We start from the raw sequence: 18,379 nt of genomic DNA on the forward strand, positions 1-18,379 counted from the left end.
CAGATTCCAAAGGGTTGTTATGGGTTCCGGTTAAAAAAATTATATACATATGGGTTTGACGGATCCGCTTTGAGCTTTTTGGGATCGCCCTGGGCAATAATGCCTTTTTCCTTTTTGCCCAGCATAATCACCCGGTCGGCAATGGTCAGGATGCTTTCAAGCTCATGGGTGACAATGACAAATGTGATTTTAAGGGATCCTGCCAGTTTAAGGATCAGACGGTCCAGTTCGGCCGAGGTTAAGGGATCGAGCCCGGCAGAGGGTTCATCCAGAAAGAGGATGCCCGGATCAAGGGCCATGGCCCTGGCAATGGCTGCCCTTTTTTTCATGCCGCCGCTCAATTCGTCGGGCAGAAGATAAAGGGCATGCCCCATGTCAACCAGATCGAGTTTGACCCGGGCAATGGTTTCAATGGCTTCCCGGGGAAGATCCGTGAACTCTGTCAGGGGCAGCATGAGGTTTTCCAGGACAGTCATGGAGCCGAACAGCGCACCGTTCTGGAACGCCACGCCAATGTCGGCAAGCAGACGATTGCGCCTCTTTCCCCGGGCCGCCACCATATCTTCGCCATGGATGAGGACCTCTCCGGACAGCGGCGGTACCAGACCGATCATGTGCTTGAGTACCGTGCTTTTGCCGCAGCCGGAACCGCCGAGGATAACAAATACTTCACCACTTTGGATATCAAAGTTGAGATCTTCCATAATGGCGTTGTTGTTGTACCCGGCAAAAAGGTGCCGGACATTGATAATCGTTTCGCTCATATGCCCAGATAAAAGTAAATTATGGAAAAAACACCGTCAAACACGGCAATTAAAATGATGGAGGATACCACGGCCCTTGTGGTGGCATCGCCCACGGCAGAAGGTCCCCTCAATGTCTGATACCCCCGGATGCAACCGGTGGCGGCAATGAGAAGCCCGAATACAAAACATTTGACAAGGCCGCCGGCAAGGTCTCCCCAGGAGACAAATCCCACCACTTGATTATAGTAGCTAATTGGCGGATAACCAAATGAAAGAATGACAACCATGCCGCCGATGATGCCCACAAAATTGGAAAATACGGTTAAAAGCGGCGTGATCAGGGTGGCGGCAATGACCCGCGGCACAATCAGAAACCTGACCGGCTCCATGCCCATGACCGTAAGCGCGTCAATTTCTTCGTTGATTTTCATGGTGCCGATTTCCGCAGCAAAGGCGGATGCGGACCGGCCGGCCAGCACAATGGCGGTCATCAGCGGTCCCAATTCCCTGACCATGGCTATGCCGATGAGGTTGGCCACATATATTTCCATGCCGAACATCCTCATGGGAATAGCGGCCTGGAAGGCCATGACCAGGCCCACGATGAATGAGATCAGCGCCACAATGGGCAGCGCGTTGACCCCGGAACGTTCCGCCACCATCCATGTGTCGGCCCAGCGGATGCTGCCGGGATTTTTTACGCAGGAAAACAGGGCTGCCGTGATCTCTCCAACCATGGTGATGAATACTTTAGCGTCTTTAAGGGAAGCAACCAGATCTTCACCGGTCTTTTCAATGTACGAACTCTTTGGCGGCGGGGATGATGTCTCGTTTTTTGATTTCCCGGCCAGTTCCATAAGGGGGGCAAACTCTTTTTTGACCCCGGTCACGAAGCTGGATTGTTCTGACGGCGTGCTGCCTGCCAGGCGGCTTAAATGGGAGATAAAGGTGGCGCCGGCCATGTCCATGTACTCAACGGATTCAAGGTCTATCCGGATTTTCCCCTGTCCTGATTTTTTAACCGTTTTAACGGCGGTGTCCCATAACCGGGCCACGCCCGGGACATCCAGCCGTCCGGAAAAAAGCATTGACGTTGTCTGGCTTACGGTTTCAATGTTCAGCGCGGCCAAAATATCCTCTTGTCCGTTAAATGATTTTTTTTATGTCCCTTTTTGGAGCAGCAAGTTTTACAGCTTGGGGATTAAATCATATTTGTATCAGGGAATCAAGCTGTTCTGGGGCAGCAATCAACTGATCCGAACATCAGGATTACGACTGCGGATGACAGCCAATGCCAAAAGTGCCACCCTGGTTGAATTCTTGACCGCCTCTTGGTAATGGTGGTCAAATGTATTCGTCCGCCGATTATTGATAGTTGTGCAGATTGAGCCGGCCCAGTACCCGAGCGCGCCAAGAAAGTGGATCAGGAAGCTGGTTTCCATCTCCATGTTTTCTATACGTTGCCCACCCAGCATCGGATCGTATTCGGCAAAGGCGCTCTCTATTTCTGGAATAGCAGGCTTCACTCGACCGATGTCACGGCCCTGGGGGGCGTAAAAACCACTGGTTGAGACCGTCAATCCGAGCTTGGCCGGTACGCCGAGACTCGCCGAACCCTCCAATAGTGCATCGACAATGGTCGGCTCAGCCCGGGAGACATATGGGTGGATTTTTCCGTGAAATCGAGATCCTATGCTCATAGCGTTTCTGACAATATGGCCGAGGTCCTGTTCGAGTCGCTCGCAGATCTGGTCCGGATAGGGTGCCTCATAGAACAAACCTGTATTGTCCATACCAATTGCATAAGAGGTGATGATTGGGGTCCCGATCTTTGTTGATGCCTGGAGCCCACCAGAAGTGCCTACTCTTAGGATATGAAGCCTTGGAAAATCGAGCTTGCGCGTTCGTGTCTCGAAATTAATTTCGTTCAGCGCAACCAGCTCATTGACAACGATCTCCAGGGAAGGCGTTCCCATGCCAGCAGTCGTTACGGTGGTTCTGACCGGCGAAATGATCGTTGCCCGTCCTCCTGTGATTTCTGAGGTTCCGGTTACAGTCACGATTCCCCGGTGCTCGCGCTCAACCTCTATATCACGCAGGAGTGTTGAACCAATGAACTCGGCGCGTCCGGGATCCCCCACCAATAAGATATTGGGAGCCATTTGCTCCGGTTTGATCTGAAGGTGGTAAATTCGCCCATTCTCATCAATCGGCAAATCTGCTGATGTCATCACAGGTCATTTCCAATCATTTTTTATACCATTGTTTTCAACTTTATCCGTTAACAGGCCGACAGCCCTCATTTTTTCGAGAAGATGATCCCGATGCGAACCCGGCCAATAGACCTGACTGCACCGGGGGCAGCGTAAAAAAAAGACAACGCACCCTTAAGTCCGAAAAAAGAGAGGGTTTCCATCAGCTGTGCATAAGGCTTTTGAGCGTGTATCCGTGGGGCAAATGTGATTTTTCTTCAATTCTATGATCAGCATTTCATCTCCTGGGCTTACGCTGTCAGTATTGACCCCATCTTACCATATAATTTTCTTAGATTTATTGCTTTTTTGTATTTCTTTGTGTAACGTGGAAAAGATTCAACCGTTTATGCGGAACTTTACATGGGGAAGATTTGTAAATGATACCGATCGTATTCATGATATTTTCATCAGATTGCAGTCGGTTCATGAATTGCCAAAAAAAGCGTTCCAAATTTAATTGATGGGGTATCAATTGCTAACCCTCCCAGGATAGCGGATAAGCTTCTTGGTGAAAATACAAAAATATTAAGTTATTAATGGTTTTTGATTCATCGACAGCGGGCATTACAGTTGCGATGATGTTGTGGTTGTCTAAATATGACGGACGTATTAATCATATTGTTTGATTACTCAGGCACATTTGCTTTTTCAGTTTCCGGAGCCCTGGCTGCGGCTGAAAAAAAGCTTGATTTATTTGGCGCTTTGTTTCTCGGGTTTGTAACTGCTATTGGTGGCGGAACTACGCGTGATATGATGATTGGTAACACGCCTGTTTCATGGCTGCAGGATCCTGTTTATTTTTATCTTATTGTTGCCGCTGTTGCGCTTACGTTTTTATTTACCAATACAATATTACGGTTTCCCAAAGCACTTTTCTTGTTTGATACGATTGGCATCAGTGTGTTTACTATTATCGGTATTCAAAAGGGATTACATGCGGGTATTCATCCGCCACTTGCCGTTATGATGGGTATTTTGACAGCCGTTATGGGCGGAATTATCCGTGATGTGCTTTGTAATGAAATTCCTCTGATTTTTCATAGGGAAATATATGCTACAGCTTGTTTGGCCGGTGGTGTTTTCTTTGTGCTTTTTGTGTTCCTGAATATGCCTGAATCTTTTACTGCGCTAATAGCCGCTGGTGTTATCTTTACAATCCGCTCCCTGAGTGTCCGAAAAGGTTGGGCATTGCCACGGTTTAAGTGATTTAGAAATTCCAGATAATTCCAGATTGCTCACAGACACAATAATCCGGCTTCCTGTATAGCCGGATTATCTTTTATGACAAACCACCAGCGCCACCCACTCCTCTTGGCTGATTTTTTTGACGCATCTAAGGTTTTGCGCATCCAGGGCTGCGTATATATCCGGTACTCTCTCCTCAATGATGCCCGAAAGGATGGCGGTTCCGTCCGGGGCCAGGCGCGTCGCTATATCCGGCATGATGGATACGATAACCTGGGCTATGATGTTGGCACATATAAGGTCATACCTGATTTCAGGTGTTTTATCCAAAGTTACAGCCCCAAGGGTGACCCCATCAAGTGCAATCGCGTTTTTTTCCAAATTCTGCTGGGTGATGTCCACGGCCACAGGATCGACATCAATGCCGGTCATGGCCCCGGCCCCAAGCTTTGCGGCGCCGATCATCAGTATGCCCGAACCGCACCCCACATCCAGCAGGGTTTTACCCGGCTGTACATATTCTTCTAAAAGGGCCAGGCACATGGATGTGGTGGGGTGGGTACCCGTGCCGAATGCCATGCCCGGGTCAATGTTGATGATGACTTCACCGGGCGCAGGGGTATAGTCCTTCCATTCGGGTTTCACCACAATTTTGCCCGTAATCCGGGTAACGTTGAAATACGCCTTCCAGGCATGGGCCCAGTCTTTTTCATCCACACTTTCCGATAAAACATCCACCTGGAGATCCATATCCGATAATCCTGCCAGACGTTCCGTGATTTCGGCAATCATAATATCAGAATCATCCGTGTCCGGCAGATAGCCGATAATACTGTTGTACTCAGGTGTTTTCAGGGTCCGGGTTCCGAAACCCTCATCCGGTTCGGGGATGGGCACATCGCAAATCACGCCTTTGAGGTTGAATGAAAAAAAAATATGGCAGATCACTTCTTCGGCAAGTTCAATATTGTCTGCATCGAACCGGGCAATCACTTTTTTGAATTTCATGGTATGTTCCGTCTTTTTTGATATTTTGTTGATGGGTGGGCTTGGTTGCTAAGCCCATGGCTGTTATATCAACATTATCGTTGACAATCCATACCTGCCTGTCCTAACGGTAAAATATGAGCCAGGCAAACAAGGAAAGAACACTGATGAAAAAAAATATTGAAGGGACAATGGCGTGACGCGACGTAAAACAAGGCATGTAACAAAAGAAACGAAACAGGGTAACTTTCCGGGTATCCGGCTTTTTTTAAGCTCACTTCAGATCCGGTATAAGTTTCTCCTCAGTTTCGCCCTGATCTTTTTTCTCTCCATGCTTTTGTGCAATCTGTTCATCTATGTCTATGTGCGCCACAATATTGAGGACCGTATTGAAAGTGAGCTGACCAATACGACAGCCATGATTTACAACCTGGTCAATACCTCTATGAATGTCGCCATTAAAAATCATCTGCGGGCTGTGGCGGAAAAAAATCTGGATATACTGACCGCGCTGTACCGGAAAGTTTCGGCCGGCGCCCTTTCCCGGGAAGATGCCCGCAAAAGGGCGGCTGAAGTGATTTTAAGTCAGACCATAGGCGCCTCGGGCTATCTTTATTGCCTGGACAGCAACGGGGGGGTGGCCGTGCACCCGAGAGCCGAACTCATCGGCACCAACGTGGCTGAACACGCCTTTGTCCGGCAGATGATGGAAAAAAAGCAGGGATACCTGGAGTATGAATGGAAAAATCCAGATGAAGAAAATCTTCGAGCCAAAGCCCTTTATATGGCCCATTTTGAACCCTGGGGCTGGATCATTGCTGTCTCGGCCTACCGGTCTGAATTCATCAGACTTGTCAATGTCCGGGATTTCAGGCAGAGCATCCTCTCTTTAAAATTCGGGCAAAGCGGTTATGCCTTTGTCTTTGACAGGGAGGGTCGGGCGATCATCCATCCGGTCCTGCAGGATGTTAATATTTTTCAGACGCCTGAACTGCCCGATCAATATCTTAAAGACATGATGGAACGCAAAAAGGGCCGGTCTGTTTACTATTGGAAAAATCCCGGGGAGAGCCGGGCCCGCAAAAAATTGGTGATGTTCAATTATATTCCCGAATACCAGTGGATTGTGGCGTCGTCATCCTACCTGGATGAGCTTTATCAGCCATTGAAAACCATCCGCAATGTATTTATAGGGATCTCATTGCTCTTTTTCAGTATTATGCTGGCCGTGACCTTTGGCATCAGCCGGACCATTACCACACCGCTTCGCCAGCTCATGACCCGGTTCAGCGCGGCCATGGCAGGGGATTACTCTGCCAGAATGGAGAGTCGCTCCGGGGACGAGGTGGGACAGCTTGCCCGGTATTTTAACCGCTTCATGGATCAGCTTGAAGCCACCCGGCAGGCGTTAGAGAGGGATATCACCCGGTCTAAAATTCTTGAAAAACAGGTGATGCAGGCCGGGGAGCGGGAACGGATGAACATCGGCCAGGCTCTTCACGACGATCTTTGCCCCCATCTGATCGGCATTGCAGGGTTGACGGCCGTGATCCGGAAAGATCTTAAATCCCGGCAGGACCCCGCCGCAGATCTTGCCGGGAAAATGGGCGAACTCATGGAGGATGCCGTGGAAAAGACCCGGCAGCTTGCCAGGGGGCTTTGTCCGGTCCATCTGGTCAGCCATGGATTTCAGTCAGCTCTGGAAGAGATTGCCGATCAGTTTGCCTACTATTCCGGTATCCGGTTTGAGTGCCGCATGGACGAGGGGGTGGATATCCTGGAAGAGTCCTGTGCCATTCATCTTTACCATATTGCAAGGGAAGCCGTGAACAACGCGGTTAAACATGCAAAGTGCGACCGCATAAATATTGATTTGAGCCGGGATGCGGCAGATGGGCAGATCCATTTGAAGGTGACGGACAATGGTACCGGTATTGACCCTGAGCCCTCGGGCCGGGGTATTGGCTTGCAGATTATGGCCTACCGGGCTAAAATTATTGATGCGCAGTTCAATATTGATACCGGACCAAAAGGAACACAGATCCATGTCAGTATGCTGCCTGTTGAGAAATAGCATTTTTGCCCAATTTCTTCGTTGGATGAAAATGAATAAAACGGAGAATGCCCCGGCATGATTCAGACCCCTCAAAAATCCCAAATTGTCATTGTCGATGACCACCCTGTTTTCTGTCTGGGCATGAGCGAATTGATCAGCCGGGAACCGGATCTGACGGTGGTGGCCTGTCCAAATACGGCGGAAAAGGCCCGGCATATTATTGAACAGGATATGCCGGATCTTATTATTGTTGATATTTCCCTGGCCGAAAGCAACGGCATTGAGCTGGTGGCGGAATTGCGCTGCAAATGCCCGGATCTGCCCATCCTGGTTTTGTCCATGTATGATGATTCAATGTATGCAGAACGGGCGTTGATGGCCGGTGCCAGGGGATATGTGATGAAACGGCGGGCCATTGTGCAGGTGGTGGAGGCGGTGCGCCAGGTCCTGTCCGGGCACATCTATGCCAGTGATAAAATTAAGGAAAAACTGCTTAACCGGATAATTTCCAGAAAACCTTCTGCCATGGGGTTCAGTATGGAGATCCTTACCAACAGGGAAATTGAGGTGTTCCGGCTCATGGGTGAAGGCCTGGACTCAAAGGAAATTGCGGCGAGACTGAATCTGAGCATGAAAACCGTGGGCACCCACCGGGAAAATATTAAAGAAAAGCTTCATCTCAAACATTACACGGAACTTGTCAAAGCGGCCGTGCACTGGGTTTATGAAATGAAAAAATAGTAGTGTTAGATCCACTGTCGGGGGCCATTATCCGGTTCATTGTAAGACCTAATGGGAAGTGTTTGTAGGTTTTAAACCTATCCTGATTCAGATTGTCGGCCATAAAAATATGAGACCGTTACCGATTGAACGATTAAAAGATTCGTTGTTAATGAGACACGGAAGGCATTTATCAAAATTATTAACAAGGAGAACCCTGCCATGTTGGAAAGAAGTGTTAATTACGAAATTTTAAGCCCCACCAATTTTCTTGATAGAAGCGTAAAAGTCTATCCGGATAAAACCGCAGTCATTTATGGGGATAAATCCTTTACCTGGACAGGGTTCCAGGAGCGGGTGTTTCGTTTGGCCAATGGCCTCAAGGCCCTTGGTGTTGGCCCGGGTGACAAGGTCGCCTTCATCTGTCCCAATACGCCACCCATGCTGGAAGCCCATTATTCCGTGCCTTTGCTCGGCGCCGCCCTGGTTTCCATCAATATCCGGCTTTCTGCCAATGAAATGTCCTATATCATCAATCATTCCGACGCCAAAGTGGTGGTGGCGGACAATGAATTCGGTAACATGTTGTCATCGGTCGTACCGGAATTAACCGCAGTGAAGGCCTTTATCAATATCTGTGACATTGACGATTCAATGCCCCTGGACGGACCGGAATATGAACGTTTTCTGGCCGATAGCCCAACTGATCCGGTTGCTCTTGTCATTGAAGATGAACGCGAAGTGCTTGCCTTGAATTATACCTCCGGGACCACGGGGCGCCCCAAGGGCGTGATGTACCACCACCGGGGTGCTTATCTCAACGCTTTGGGCGAGTTGCTGGAGTTTAAAATCAATCCGGACAGCAAATATCTATGGACCCTGCCCATGTTCCATTGTAACGGATGGTGTTTTACCTGGGGCATCACAGCCATGGGGGCCACCCATGTCTGCCTGAGAAAGGTGGATCCCGTTGAGATCTACCGGATTATCGCTGAGGTGGGGGTCACCCATCTGTGTGCTGCGCCCACCATTCTCATCGGCATGTCCGTTTTTGCCAAGGAAAATAATGTCCGGCTTTCCAACAGCCTGGAGATTATGACCGCCGGTGCACCGCCTGCACCCATGGTGATCCAGAATATGGAAAATATCGGGGCCAACATCACCCAGACATATGGTCTGACCGAAGTGTTTGGTCCGCATTCCGTCTGCCAGTGGCAGGACAAATGGGATGACCTTTCACCCATGGCCAGGGCCGGCATCAAGGCCCGTCAGGGCGTAGCGTATATTGTGGCCGAGCATATGGATGTGGTGGACCCCGAGACCATGGAACCGGTGCCAAGGGACGGCACCACCATGGGTGAAATCGTCATGCGGGGAAATAACGTCATGCTCGGGTATTATAAGGATGCCGAAGCCAGCACCGAGGCCTTCAGGGGCGGGTGGTTCCATTCCGGGGATCTGGCGGTTATGCACCCGGATAATTATGTACAGATCATGGACCGCAAAAAGGACATCATCATCTCAGGCGGTGAAAATATTTCCACGGTTGAAATCGAAAATGTGCTGTACACCCATCCGGATGTGATGGAAGTGGCTGTAATCTCAGTGCCTGACGAAAAATGGGGAGAAGTGCCCAAGGCTTTTATTGTACCCCGGGCCGGAACCAATCCGGATCCGGCACAGATTATTGCGTACTGCAAGGAAAAAATGGCCCGCTTTAAAGCACCCAAGTCCATTGAATTTGGTCCCTTGCCTAAAACCGCCACAGGCAAGCTGCAGAAGTTCAAGCTGCGCGAGAAGGAATGGGAAGGCCACGACCGTATGGTCAACTGATTTTCCCGTGATTTTATCAGAACCACTCATGTTTTTTCCTGTCTAACAGTCTCCGAAATATGGTAGATAAGTGCACTGATTTTATACTGTTTCAGGTTGTTTTTTCAATTTGAAACCGCTTAAATGCTGATTTTCCGGGGAAAATGCCGGGGACATAAAGGAAAGAGTGAACATATGCACGCCCATGAACTGGCCGAAAAGATTTACAGGCTTTTTGCCGCGTTGCGCGATACAAGACCTTTGGTCCATGTGGTGACCAACTTTGTGGTAATGAATCAGACCGCCAATGCGCTTTTGGCCCTTGGTGCATCACCCATGATGTCCTGGGCAGGTGATGATGCGGCGTATATGTCCGGTGTATCGGACGCCCTTTGCATTAACATCGGCACCCCGGTTCCGGAGCGGATTTCAGTCATGAAATCCTTGATGTCCCTTGCCGGGGAGACGGAAAAACCCGTTGTACTGGACCCTGTAGGCGCGGGTGCAGGGCAATTCCGCACTGATATTGCCCGCGAACTTTGTGCCTTTGCCCCGGCAAAAATCATCCGGGGCAACCCTTCGGAAATCTGCGCCCTTGCTGCAGGCCATTTATCCACCAAGGGGGTGGACAGCGGGATCTCTCCGGAACAGGCCAGGGCCATTCTGACCGGGCATGGCCGGCCTGACCGAAATGCCGATGCCTTGCCAAACGGTGCAAGCGCGCTTCTTGCATCCGCATCTGCCCTCGTGGTCAGCGGGAAAACAGACATGGTGCTGGGGCAGGGTAAAATGGTCAAGATTGCCAACGGATCTGAACTTATGGGTGCGGTAACCGGTACCGGCTGCATGCTTTCCGCCATCTGTGCCGCTTTTTATGCCGTGGCTGAAAACGGTTTTGACGCTGCGGTTGCAGGTGTTGCCGTTACCGGCATTGCCGGGGAACTGGCCGCAGCCCGGGTGGTCGGCCCGGGCTTTTTCCTGCCCCATTTTATAGACCGTTTGTACGCACTTCGTGAAGCGGATATTCATCAATATCTGAGGGCTCAAGTTCACTGTTTTTGATATACGGGAGGCCATTATGGCAGATTTAAAGAAAGAGCAACAAATTTCATCCGGGAAAGGTATGTCTTTTAAGCGCATGATATCTGCGCTGGGGCCTGCCTGGATCATCAGCGCCGTGGCCGCAGGACCTGGAACCACCTTAAGTGTTGCCAAGGCCGGCGGGACCTATGGCTATGATTTTTTGTGGGTGGTGTTACTCAGCGTGGTGCTGGCCTTTGTCTGCCAGTACATGGCCGCCAAGACCGCGCTGATCGGGGGGCGGGGGATTGTCTCCATTGTGCAGGACAAATGGGGGACTCTGCCTGCCTGGTTTGTGACCCTGGACGCCCTTGCCGTCATCTGGCTTTGCAATGTGGTGCTTTTAAAAGTTCTGGTTGCCGTGACCGAATATGTATCCGGCCTTGTTATGCCCTGGTGGGGTGTCGTGTTTACCGTGGCTTTTTATATTCTTGTGGCCCATGGGGGATACAGGATTGTTGAAATGTTGTGCAAGATTATTGTCTCTTTGCTTGTGGTTTGTTTTATCGGCACCCTTTTTATTGCAAAGCCGGACCTGGGTATGGCCATTCACGGGCTTTTGCCGGATTTTTCCCATTTCGGGAAAGCTGAGATTCTGATGATGACCGCTATCATGGGCGGCTCCATCCATGTGACCATTTTATCCATGCAGACCTATACCGTGCATGAAAAAGGGTGGGGGATGTCAGATCTGGGAAAAGCCCGTTTTGATACGGCCCTTTCTCTTCTTGGGGCATTCGGGCTTTACTGCACGGCCATCTATCTGACCGGCGCCTGTGTACTTCACCCGGCAGATATCCATGTGAATACCCTTTTTGAAATGGCTGATGCCATCACGCCGCTTTTAGGGTCCTACGCTCACGCCTTCTTTTGTCTGGGGATCTGGTGTGCCGTGTTTTCAACGATTATGCCCACCTTTATTGCTGCGGCCTATGTGCTGGGGGATAAAATGAACTGGGAAATGCGCCCTAAAAGTCCCAGGTACCGGCTGACAATTCTGGTCGGGTGCCTCATTGCCCTTCCCGGTGCCTTTCTTTCCGGCAGGCCGGTTAACCTTTTATTGATCATGCTGGCCCTGTCGTTTCTGGGCACCCCATTTTTTGTGGGGATATTTTTATGGCTGCTCAACGATAGGAACTGGGCAAAACAGTACAGAAACGGTCCTGTGTTAAATATTGCAGGTGCCTTCGCGCTGCTGGTTACCCTGTTTCTGGGGATAAAGTGGGTTGGGGGGCTTTAGAAAGGAAGGTGCATTTGAAAATATCCGATCACATATCCATCCCGGATACCAGTATTGAATTTTATCCCATCCGGTCCCGGGGCCCAGGGGGGCAGAATGTGAACAAAGTCTCTTCAGGGGTTCATATCCGTTTTGACATCCATGCCTCGGATCTTACTGAAGAGATTAAGGCAAAACTTTTGTCTCTCAACGACAGACGTATTACCCCGCAGGGGATTATCGTGATCAAAGCCATGACTTTCAGGAGCGCTGCAAAAAACCGTGAAGATGGATTGGAACGGCTTGCCGAATTGATCAGACGGGCTGTCCGGCCTGTAAAAAAAAGAAAAGCCACCCGGCCGACCCGGGGATCGAAAGAGCGGCGCCTTGATTCGAAAAACAGGCGCAGCAGGGTTAAAGTATTAAGAAAAAAGATAAATATTTAATTTTTGAACAAAAAGTCACCCATCTGCGGCATTTCCGGAAATTGTTTCATAAAATCTTAGCGTCCTTGTAACATCAGCGTAATAATAAAATACTATTTTCTTTATGCGTTAAATATTCATAAATATTTCGAACAGGATTGCTCCCCAACATGATTGCAGCCATGAAACGTAACGAAAATAGGGTGTCCACGCTGTCTGATATGGCCCAGCGTCTGGACCGGATCAGCGCAGCTGTCGGCCTGAACGACCAGACGCCTGACAGTTTTGTCCAGACCCTGCCTTTTATGGCCGGGGATGCCACGGCCGGTGCTGAAAATGAATTTCAGGCGGTGGTTGCGGGGAAGCGGGAAAATATTGACCTGGCCCGGGTTATTGAAACTTCCAATTATTACCGGAATCTTGTGGAACAGGCCAGAACCGGCGAAACCCCCCAGCGGCGGGTCATGGCCCTGGAACGTCTGCTCAAGGATAAAGATGGAAAAGATTGGGAAAATTCCTGGGTATGGTTTCCCCGCCGGGTGCTGAACCGGTTTGCCAATCAGGTGTTTAACAAGGATCTCAAGGCAGATAAATCCATCCCCGTATCAGAATACCGCAGGGATGCCGCCTGTTTCGTATTTGAAAAAAACGGGGAAAACCAGGTCCGGGTGCCTGTCTCCTATCTGCTCAAGCTGGCTCTGGCTGATGCGGTTGGCGGTGACAATGGGGTGCCGGAACCGGTAAAAAAGTGGGGCGAAAAAATGCTCGCCCATTTTTCCAATGATAACAGTTCTCCAGAGCTTTTTTCTTTTTATCCTGTTAAATCAGATGGTTCAGTCACTTTGGGAGAAAAGATGGCTGCAGAAACCCTGCTTCGTTTTCTTTTGACCCAGGCTCTGGTAGCCTACGCCGGGCATAAATTTGAGCTCAATGAAAACGGCCAGAAGGTAAAGGTTTTCTTCTCCGCCACCCCTCCCGGGGACCAGAAACGTCTTAACGATGTTGTTTCAGATGCGTTTTACCGCGAATTGTTCATGAGCCCGTGTCTGTCCGGATGGGACCGGGGAGAGGAAAAAAAAGAGTACATGAGTGTCTGCCACAAGGTGTTGTCCCGCAGCCAGATCAATGCCGTGGCCCAGCTCAAGGAGGCCGGCATTATCAACTCCAACCTTGTGGTGCTGCCCAACACCTCCAATATCAGTCTGGCAAATAACGGCACCCATATCAGTCTTGGCAGCACCAAACTGTCCCGGTGCATGTCTGATCCGGGCTCAGGGTTTACGGCCCTGGAGGAAAAATATACAGGCGATCTGACAATAAAAATCTGGGAGCATTTTCTGCCCCTGTTTGCCACCACCTATTCGGCCGCCCCCCACAGGTTTGAGTTCCAGGAGTTTCACCCGGAACGGGTTTTAGGCTTTATGCCCCACGAACTGATTCATACCCATTTGCGCATGATCTGGCGGCGGTGGAAGAAAAAGGCCCATCTCAAGGTCATGGGCAAATCCATGACCCCTTTTGGCCCGATATGGCTGAATCGCACGATTGCAAATATATTCAGGCTCAAAGGGGATTTTGTGCCGGATGGCCGGCTCATTGACTATTTTACCTCGGTGATGAGCACCTTCCAGAGCCCGGCCTTGAACGGCAGCTTGGAAAGCGAGGCTGATCTTAAAAAGGACCTCACCGAAATGGGTGTGTTTGACGGGCGCATGGCCCTGTACCAGCTGGTCCGTTTGAGGAAATATCACCAGATGGGGTATTCCGGGTTTGAACACCGCTACTTCAGCGTGTTTGAAGATGTTGTCAGGGATATGGGAAAGGCTGCGGACCTGCAGGTGCTGATCACGGCCCTGGCCCAGAAGTATATCTATTCCCGGCAGGTGGACCATACCATGATACCCGATTCCCCGACCGTTGAAAGCGAGCGTCGCCAGATATTTTTTTGTACGGCCATTGGTATCCCCACTTTTTTTGTTAAAACCCGGACTCGGAATCGGTTTTTGGCTAAAATTTTGAAAAATACCGCTAAAACCAGGCACAGCCACAGGTATCCGGGTTACACCCGGGTTCTGGTAGCGGAATACCAGCGGGCCCTGATTTCCGTGATTCAAACTGATGGCGCTGATCTTGTGTCGGCTTTGAACTGTTCATCCGTCCTTGATGATCTGGACAATCGGGTGAATATGCCGCAGACCCATGCCGCATGGGGCCGGATCACCCAGGGTATTCTTGAAGGTTCGGGTAAACATAACCCCATGTCCATGCCGGGCAGAGCGTTTAATAGACACGCAGAGGCATATTACGGGAAGACCCTGAGAGAGGCCCATATCAGCCAGGGGTTTGACCTGCTGGGCAAGGCTTTTGAGCAGATAGACCTGTGGGCAAGATACCGGGATACCTCATATGGGCAGGCGCTTGGGCAGATTTTAGGCAGCCGGGATATACTCAACTTTTTAAAATCCATGCGCCAGGATTTTATGGATGAGACCTGTGCGCCTGAAACGCTTAAGAAGTTTATTTACCTGATGGTGCTTGTGGTAAGCCGGGAGATGAAGGCCTGGCAAGATAGATAGTGTTTGGACGAAAAGTCACCCATCTGATCAACCTATCTGGGGCGTTGCAAGAAAAGTTGCAATCCTCACAATCATAAGGTTGCTGCGGGTGCAATTTTTCTTGCGCCTTGCATCTGGGCAACTTTTGGTCCGAACACGGGTTTTTGTTCAGGAACACACGAATCTTCGATAAGCCAAATTCCTTTACTTCCCACTTAAATATTGATACGAAATTTTAGATTTTAGAATCGAAATTCAACAATTTTTAGATATCAACAGTATATTTCACAAGGGGATCTTTTGTGGCAAACGACGATCTTTCCGTTCTCAACATCGATAAATCACGCATTTCTCGCCGGGGAAAGAAAAAGCACTTTGTTTACTTACTTCTGCTGCCGGCGTTCCTCATCATTGTGGGTGTGCTGTATTACCAGGGCGTTTTAACATTGGCCGTGAAAGTCGATGTTGCCCGGGTTGTGGGGCTTTATCCTTCTGAAGCCTATACCCTGCTCAATGCCAGCGGTTATGTGGTGGCCCAGCGTAAAGCGGCGGTGGCGTCCAAAATAACCGCCCGCCTGGTTTCGCTCTCTGTTGAAGAAGGAAGTCCCGTCAAAGCCGGTCAGGAGATTGCCCGGCTCGAAAGTGATGACCTTGAGGCTGCCCGTAACCGGGCTTTGGCTGATCTTGAGTTTGTGCGTTTTAAAATCGAACAGGTCAAAGCAGAGTTGACAGATGCGACCCGCTCCCACCAGCGCAATAAACAGCTGCTGCCGAAACAATACATTTCCATGGCGGAATATGATGTCGGCGAGGCACGCTACCGCACGGCCCGGGCAGCTCTTTCGGCAGAGGAGGCGGCCCTTAAAGCAAGCCGTGCCGCACTTCGGGTGGCGGCCGTGAATCTGGAATATGCCATCATTCGAGCGCCTTTTGATGCCCTTGTATTGACCAAGAATGCCGACATCGGTGATATTGTAACACCGGTGGGTGCTGCTGCCGATTCTAAATCTGCGGTTGTGAATATTGCGGACATGGATTCGCTGATGGTCGAGGTGGATGTGTCGGAATCCAATATCCGTCAAGTGTATGTTAAACAACCCTGTGAAATCCGTTTGGATGCACTGCCCGAGGCACGGTTTGCCGGCAGGGTCCATATGATTGTACCCACGGCGGATCGGAGCAAAGCGTCTGTGATGGTCAAGATCGCGTTTCTGGAAAAGGACCGGCAGATATTGCCGGAAATGAGTGCCAAAGCGGCCTTTTTATCGCAGCCCCTGACGGTTGCTGAAAAAGAGCCGGTCATGGCGGTTCCAACGGCGGCTTTAATGGAAGCAAAGGGGGAAAACATTGTTTTTCTGGTGCAGGACGGCAAAATCATTCAAAAAACCGTCCGTTTGGGTCGACAATTGGGTGATATGACTGAAGTCAAGTCCGGTTTGGCGTCAGATGATGTTATTGCCTTAAACCCCCTCCACCGCCTTAAGCAGGGCATGAAGGTCGTGATCAGTGACTGATTTGGTTGAAATCATTGAGGTGTACAAGTCTTACCGACGCGGTAACCAGGTGTTGCCGGTATTGGAAAACATCAACCTGACCATCGGGGTAGGGGAGTTTCTGGCATTGATGGGGCCGTCGGGTTCTGGAAAAAGTACCCTGCTCAATCTCATTGCGGGTCTGGATAAGGCCGACAGCGGTATTATCCGGGTCGCCGGTGTGGATATTACAACGCTTTCGGAACGTGAACTGGCTGACTGGCGGGCGCTTAATGTGGGATTCATCTTTCAATTCTACAATCTTATTCCCGTGCTGACCGCCTTTGAAAATGTTGAACTGCCCTTGCTTTTGACCAACCTTTCCAAGAGGGAACGTCACCGGCATGTGCAGGCTGCCATAAATCTGGTTAATTTGTCCGATCGCGGGGATCACTATCCCGGTCAGCTCTCTGGCGGTCAGCAGCAGCGGGTGGCCATCGCCCGGGCCATTGTGACCGATCCGACCCTGGTGGTGGCTGATGAACCCACCGGTGACCTGGATCGCAAATCAGCCGACGATGTGCTGCTTCTCCTGGATCGTCTTCGTTCCGATCTGGACAAAACCATTATTATGGTAACCCACGACCCGCGTGCCGCCAAACGGGCACACGGTGTGCAATATCTCGATAAAGGTGTTCTGGCACATGAATATACTGAAGATTTTGGTCCGGAATGCCTTTAGGCACAAGCTGAGATCCATCCTGACAATCATTGCCATGTGTATCGCCATTCTTGCCTTTGGATTGCTGCGCACCGTCATCAGTGCCTGGTACGCCGGTGTGGCCGCATCCTCCGCCGACCGCCTGGTGACCCGGAACGCCATTTCACTGATATTTCCATTGCCCCTGGCCTATCGTGATAAAATTCGTTTAACCGATGGGGTTAAAAGGGTTTCTTACGGCAATTGGTTTGGGGGAATTTACATTGAGGAAAAAAACTTTTTTGCCAACTTTGCCGTGGAACCCCAAACCTATCTGGCCCTCTACCCTGAATTTATCCTGCCGCCTGATCAGCTCAGTGCTTTTTTAACCAACCGCAAGGCCTGTATCGCCGGGGCCAGACTGGCTGAACGTTTTGGCTGGAAAATCGGGGATACCATCACCCTCAAAGGTACGATTTTTCCCGGTAACTGGGAACTGTTATTACAGGGAATCTACCGGGGGCGGGATCAGACGGTCGATCAATCCATGTTTTTTTTTCATTGGGAGTATCTCAACGAGTCCCTTAAAAAAACGGCTTCGGTACGTGCCAATCAGGTCGGATATTACATCATCCAACTGACTGATCCTGAGCGGGCGGCAGAGGTCTGCACTGCTATTGATAAAAATTTTAAAAATTCCCTGGCCGAAACCCTTACTGAAACGGAAAAAGCGTTTCAGATGAGTTTTGTGGCCATGAGTGATGCCCTGATCTGGGTGATCCAGATCGTCTCCGGGGTGATCATTGTGATTATTTTAGCAGTTGTGGCCAATACCATGGCCATGACCACGCGTGAACGGATTGGTGAATATGCCATCTACAAAACGTTGGGGTTTGGTGCGTTCTATATTTGGGGGTTGATCTGGGGAGAGGCCCTTGTCATTACCCTGAGCGGAGGCCTGTTGGGGATGGTTTTAACCTATCCTGTCACCAGGGTTTTCAGCAATGCCGTGGGGACGGTTTTTCCCGTCTTCAACGTTGATATCACTACGATCTATATGGATTTGGGGGTGGCGCTGACGGTGGGTACCCTGGCAACAATTTTGCCGGCCCGACATGCCTGTAAAATCAGTATTGCCGATGGATTGAGGCGGGTGGAGTGAAGCCT

Annotated in this window: 15 protein-coding genes and 1 pseudogene; 11 read left to right on the forward strand and 5 right to left on the reverse strand. The window is 50.2% G+C overall.

The annotated features are described in order from the left end of the window. Positions 1–17: 17 nt before the first annotated feature. The 4 genes and pseudogenes from DESPODRAFT_RS17765 to DESPODRAFT_RS21805 all read right to left on the reverse strand — a co-directional run. Positions 18–764: an ABC transporter ATP-binding protein gene (locus DESPODRAFT_RS17765; protein ID WP_004075528.1), complete on the reverse strand. Its 747-nt coding sequence runs from the start codon at positions 762–764 to the stop codon at positions 18–20. Next, positions 761–1,876 (reverse strand): ABC transporter permease, encoded by a 1,116-nt coding sequence (locus tag DESPODRAFT_RS17770; protein ID WP_004075529.1) that lies wholly within the window; start codon positions 1,874–1,876, stop codon positions 761–763. The genes DESPODRAFT_RS17765 and DESPODRAFT_RS17770 overlap by 4 nt, the downstream gene beginning before the upstream one ends. Positions 1,877–1,993: 117 nt before the next feature. After that, positions 1,994–2,977, reverse strand: coding sequence for a nucleoside phosphorylase (locus tag DESPODRAFT_RS17775; protein ID WP_004075530.1), 984 nt, complete (start codon positions 2,975–2,977; stop codon positions 1,994–1,996). 6 nt (positions 2,978–2,983) lie between these two features. Continuing rightward, a pseudogene (locus tag DESPODRAFT_RS21805) lies at positions 2,984–3,088 on the reverse strand (hypothetical protein); the annotation flags it as partial. Positions 3,089–3,598: 510 nt separating this feature from the next. Between DESPODRAFT_RS21805 and DESPODRAFT_RS17785 the strand changes: the two are divergent. Beyond that, positions 3,599–4,207, forward strand: a complete 609-nt coding sequence (locus DESPODRAFT_RS17785; RefSeq protein ID WP_004075532.1) for a trimeric intracellular cation channel family protein — start codon at positions 3,599–3,601, stop codon at positions 4,205–4,207. 66 nt (positions 4,208–4,273) lie between these two features. Here the strand turns inward: DESPODRAFT_RS17785 and prmA are convergent, their stop codons facing one another. After that, complete coding sequence (gene prmA, locus DESPODRAFT_RS17790; protein ID WP_004075534.1) at positions 4,274–5,194, reverse strand: 50S ribosomal protein L11 methyltransferase; 921 nt, start codon at positions 5,192–5,194, stop codon at positions 4,274–4,276. A gap of 175 nt (positions 5,195–5,369) precedes the next feature. Here prmA and DESPODRAFT_RS17795 point away from each other — a divergent pair, with 175 nt between their 5' ends. The 10 genes from DESPODRAFT_RS17795 (at position 5,370) to DESPODRAFT_RS17840 (ending at position 18,374) form a co-directional block, all read left to right on the forward strand. Then, the gene (locus DESPODRAFT_RS17795) at positions 5,370–7,247 is read left to right on the forward strand and encodes a cache domain-containing protein (RefSeq protein ID WP_004075536.1); all 1,878 of its coding nucleotides are present in this window, start codon (positions 5,370–5,372) and stop codon (positions 7,245–7,247) included. 57 nt (positions 7,248–7,304) lie between these two features. After that, positions 7,305–7,970, forward strand: coding sequence for a response regulator transcription factor (locus DESPODRAFT_RS17800; RefSeq protein WP_004075538.1), 666 nt, complete (start codon positions 7,305–7,307; stop codon positions 7,968–7,970). A 201-nt stretch (positions 7,971–8,171) separates the two neighbouring features. Further along, positions 8,172–9,782 (forward strand): acyl--CoA ligase family protein, encoded by a 1,611-nt coding sequence (locus DESPODRAFT_RS17805; RefSeq protein WP_004075541.1) that lies wholly within the window; start codon positions 8,172–8,174, stop codon positions 9,780–9,782. 174 nt (positions 9,783–9,956) lie between these two features. Continuing rightward, positions 9,957–10,823, forward strand: a complete 867-nt coding sequence (gene thiM / locus DESPODRAFT_RS17810) for a hydroxyethylthiazole kinase (RefSeq protein WP_004075543.1) — start codon at positions 9,957–9,959, stop codon at positions 10,821–10,823. Positions 10,824–10,839: 16 nt separating this feature from the next. Next, positions 10,840–12,081 carry an Nramp family divalent metal transporter gene (locus tag DESPODRAFT_RS17815; protein WP_004075545.1) on the forward strand — a complete coding sequence of 414 codons (1,242 nt, stop codon included), beginning with the start codon at positions 10,840–10,842 and terminating at the stop codon, positions 12,079–12,081. A gap of 8 nt (positions 12,082–12,089) precedes the next feature. Then, complete coding sequence (gene arfB / locus DESPODRAFT_RS17820; RefSeq protein ID WP_040016086.1) at positions 12,090–12,506, forward strand: alternative ribosome rescue aminoacyl-tRNA hydrolase ArfB; 417 nt, start codon at positions 12,090–12,092, stop codon at positions 12,504–12,506. Positions 12,507–12,667: 161 nt separating this feature from the next. Next, positions 12,668–15,061, forward strand: coding sequence for a hypothetical protein (locus tag DESPODRAFT_RS17825; protein ID WP_245531962.1), 2,394 nt, complete (start codon positions 12,668–12,670; stop codon positions 15,059–15,061). Positions 15,062–15,342: 281 nt separating this feature from the next. Next, on the forward strand, positions 15,343–16,554 hold the full coding sequence (locus DESPODRAFT_RS17830) for an efflux RND transporter periplasmic adaptor subunit (RefSeq protein WP_004075552.1): 1,212 nt from the start codon (positions 15,343–15,345) through the stop codon (positions 16,552–16,554). After that, entirely contained in the window at positions 16,547–17,254 is a 708-nt protein-coding gene (locus DESPODRAFT_RS17835; protein ID WP_004075553.1) for an ABC transporter ATP-binding protein, read from the forward strand. The genes DESPODRAFT_RS17830 and DESPODRAFT_RS17835 overlap by 8 nt, the downstream gene beginning before the upstream one ends. Next, on the forward strand, positions 17,217–18,374 hold the full coding sequence (locus DESPODRAFT_RS17840; RefSeq protein WP_004075555.1) for an ABC transporter permease: 1,158 nt from the start codon (positions 17,217–17,219) through the stop codon (positions 18,372–18,374). The genes DESPODRAFT_RS17835 and DESPODRAFT_RS17840 overlap by 38 nt, the downstream gene beginning before the upstream one ends. Positions 18,375–18,379: the final 5 nt, after the last annotated feature.

The sequence above is a fragment of the Desulfobacter postgatei 2ac9 genome (assembly GCF_000233695.2).
GTDB classification, from domain to species: domain Bacteria; phylum Desulfobacterota; class Desulfobacteria; order Desulfobacterales; family Desulfobacteraceae; genus Desulfobacter; species Desulfobacter postgatei.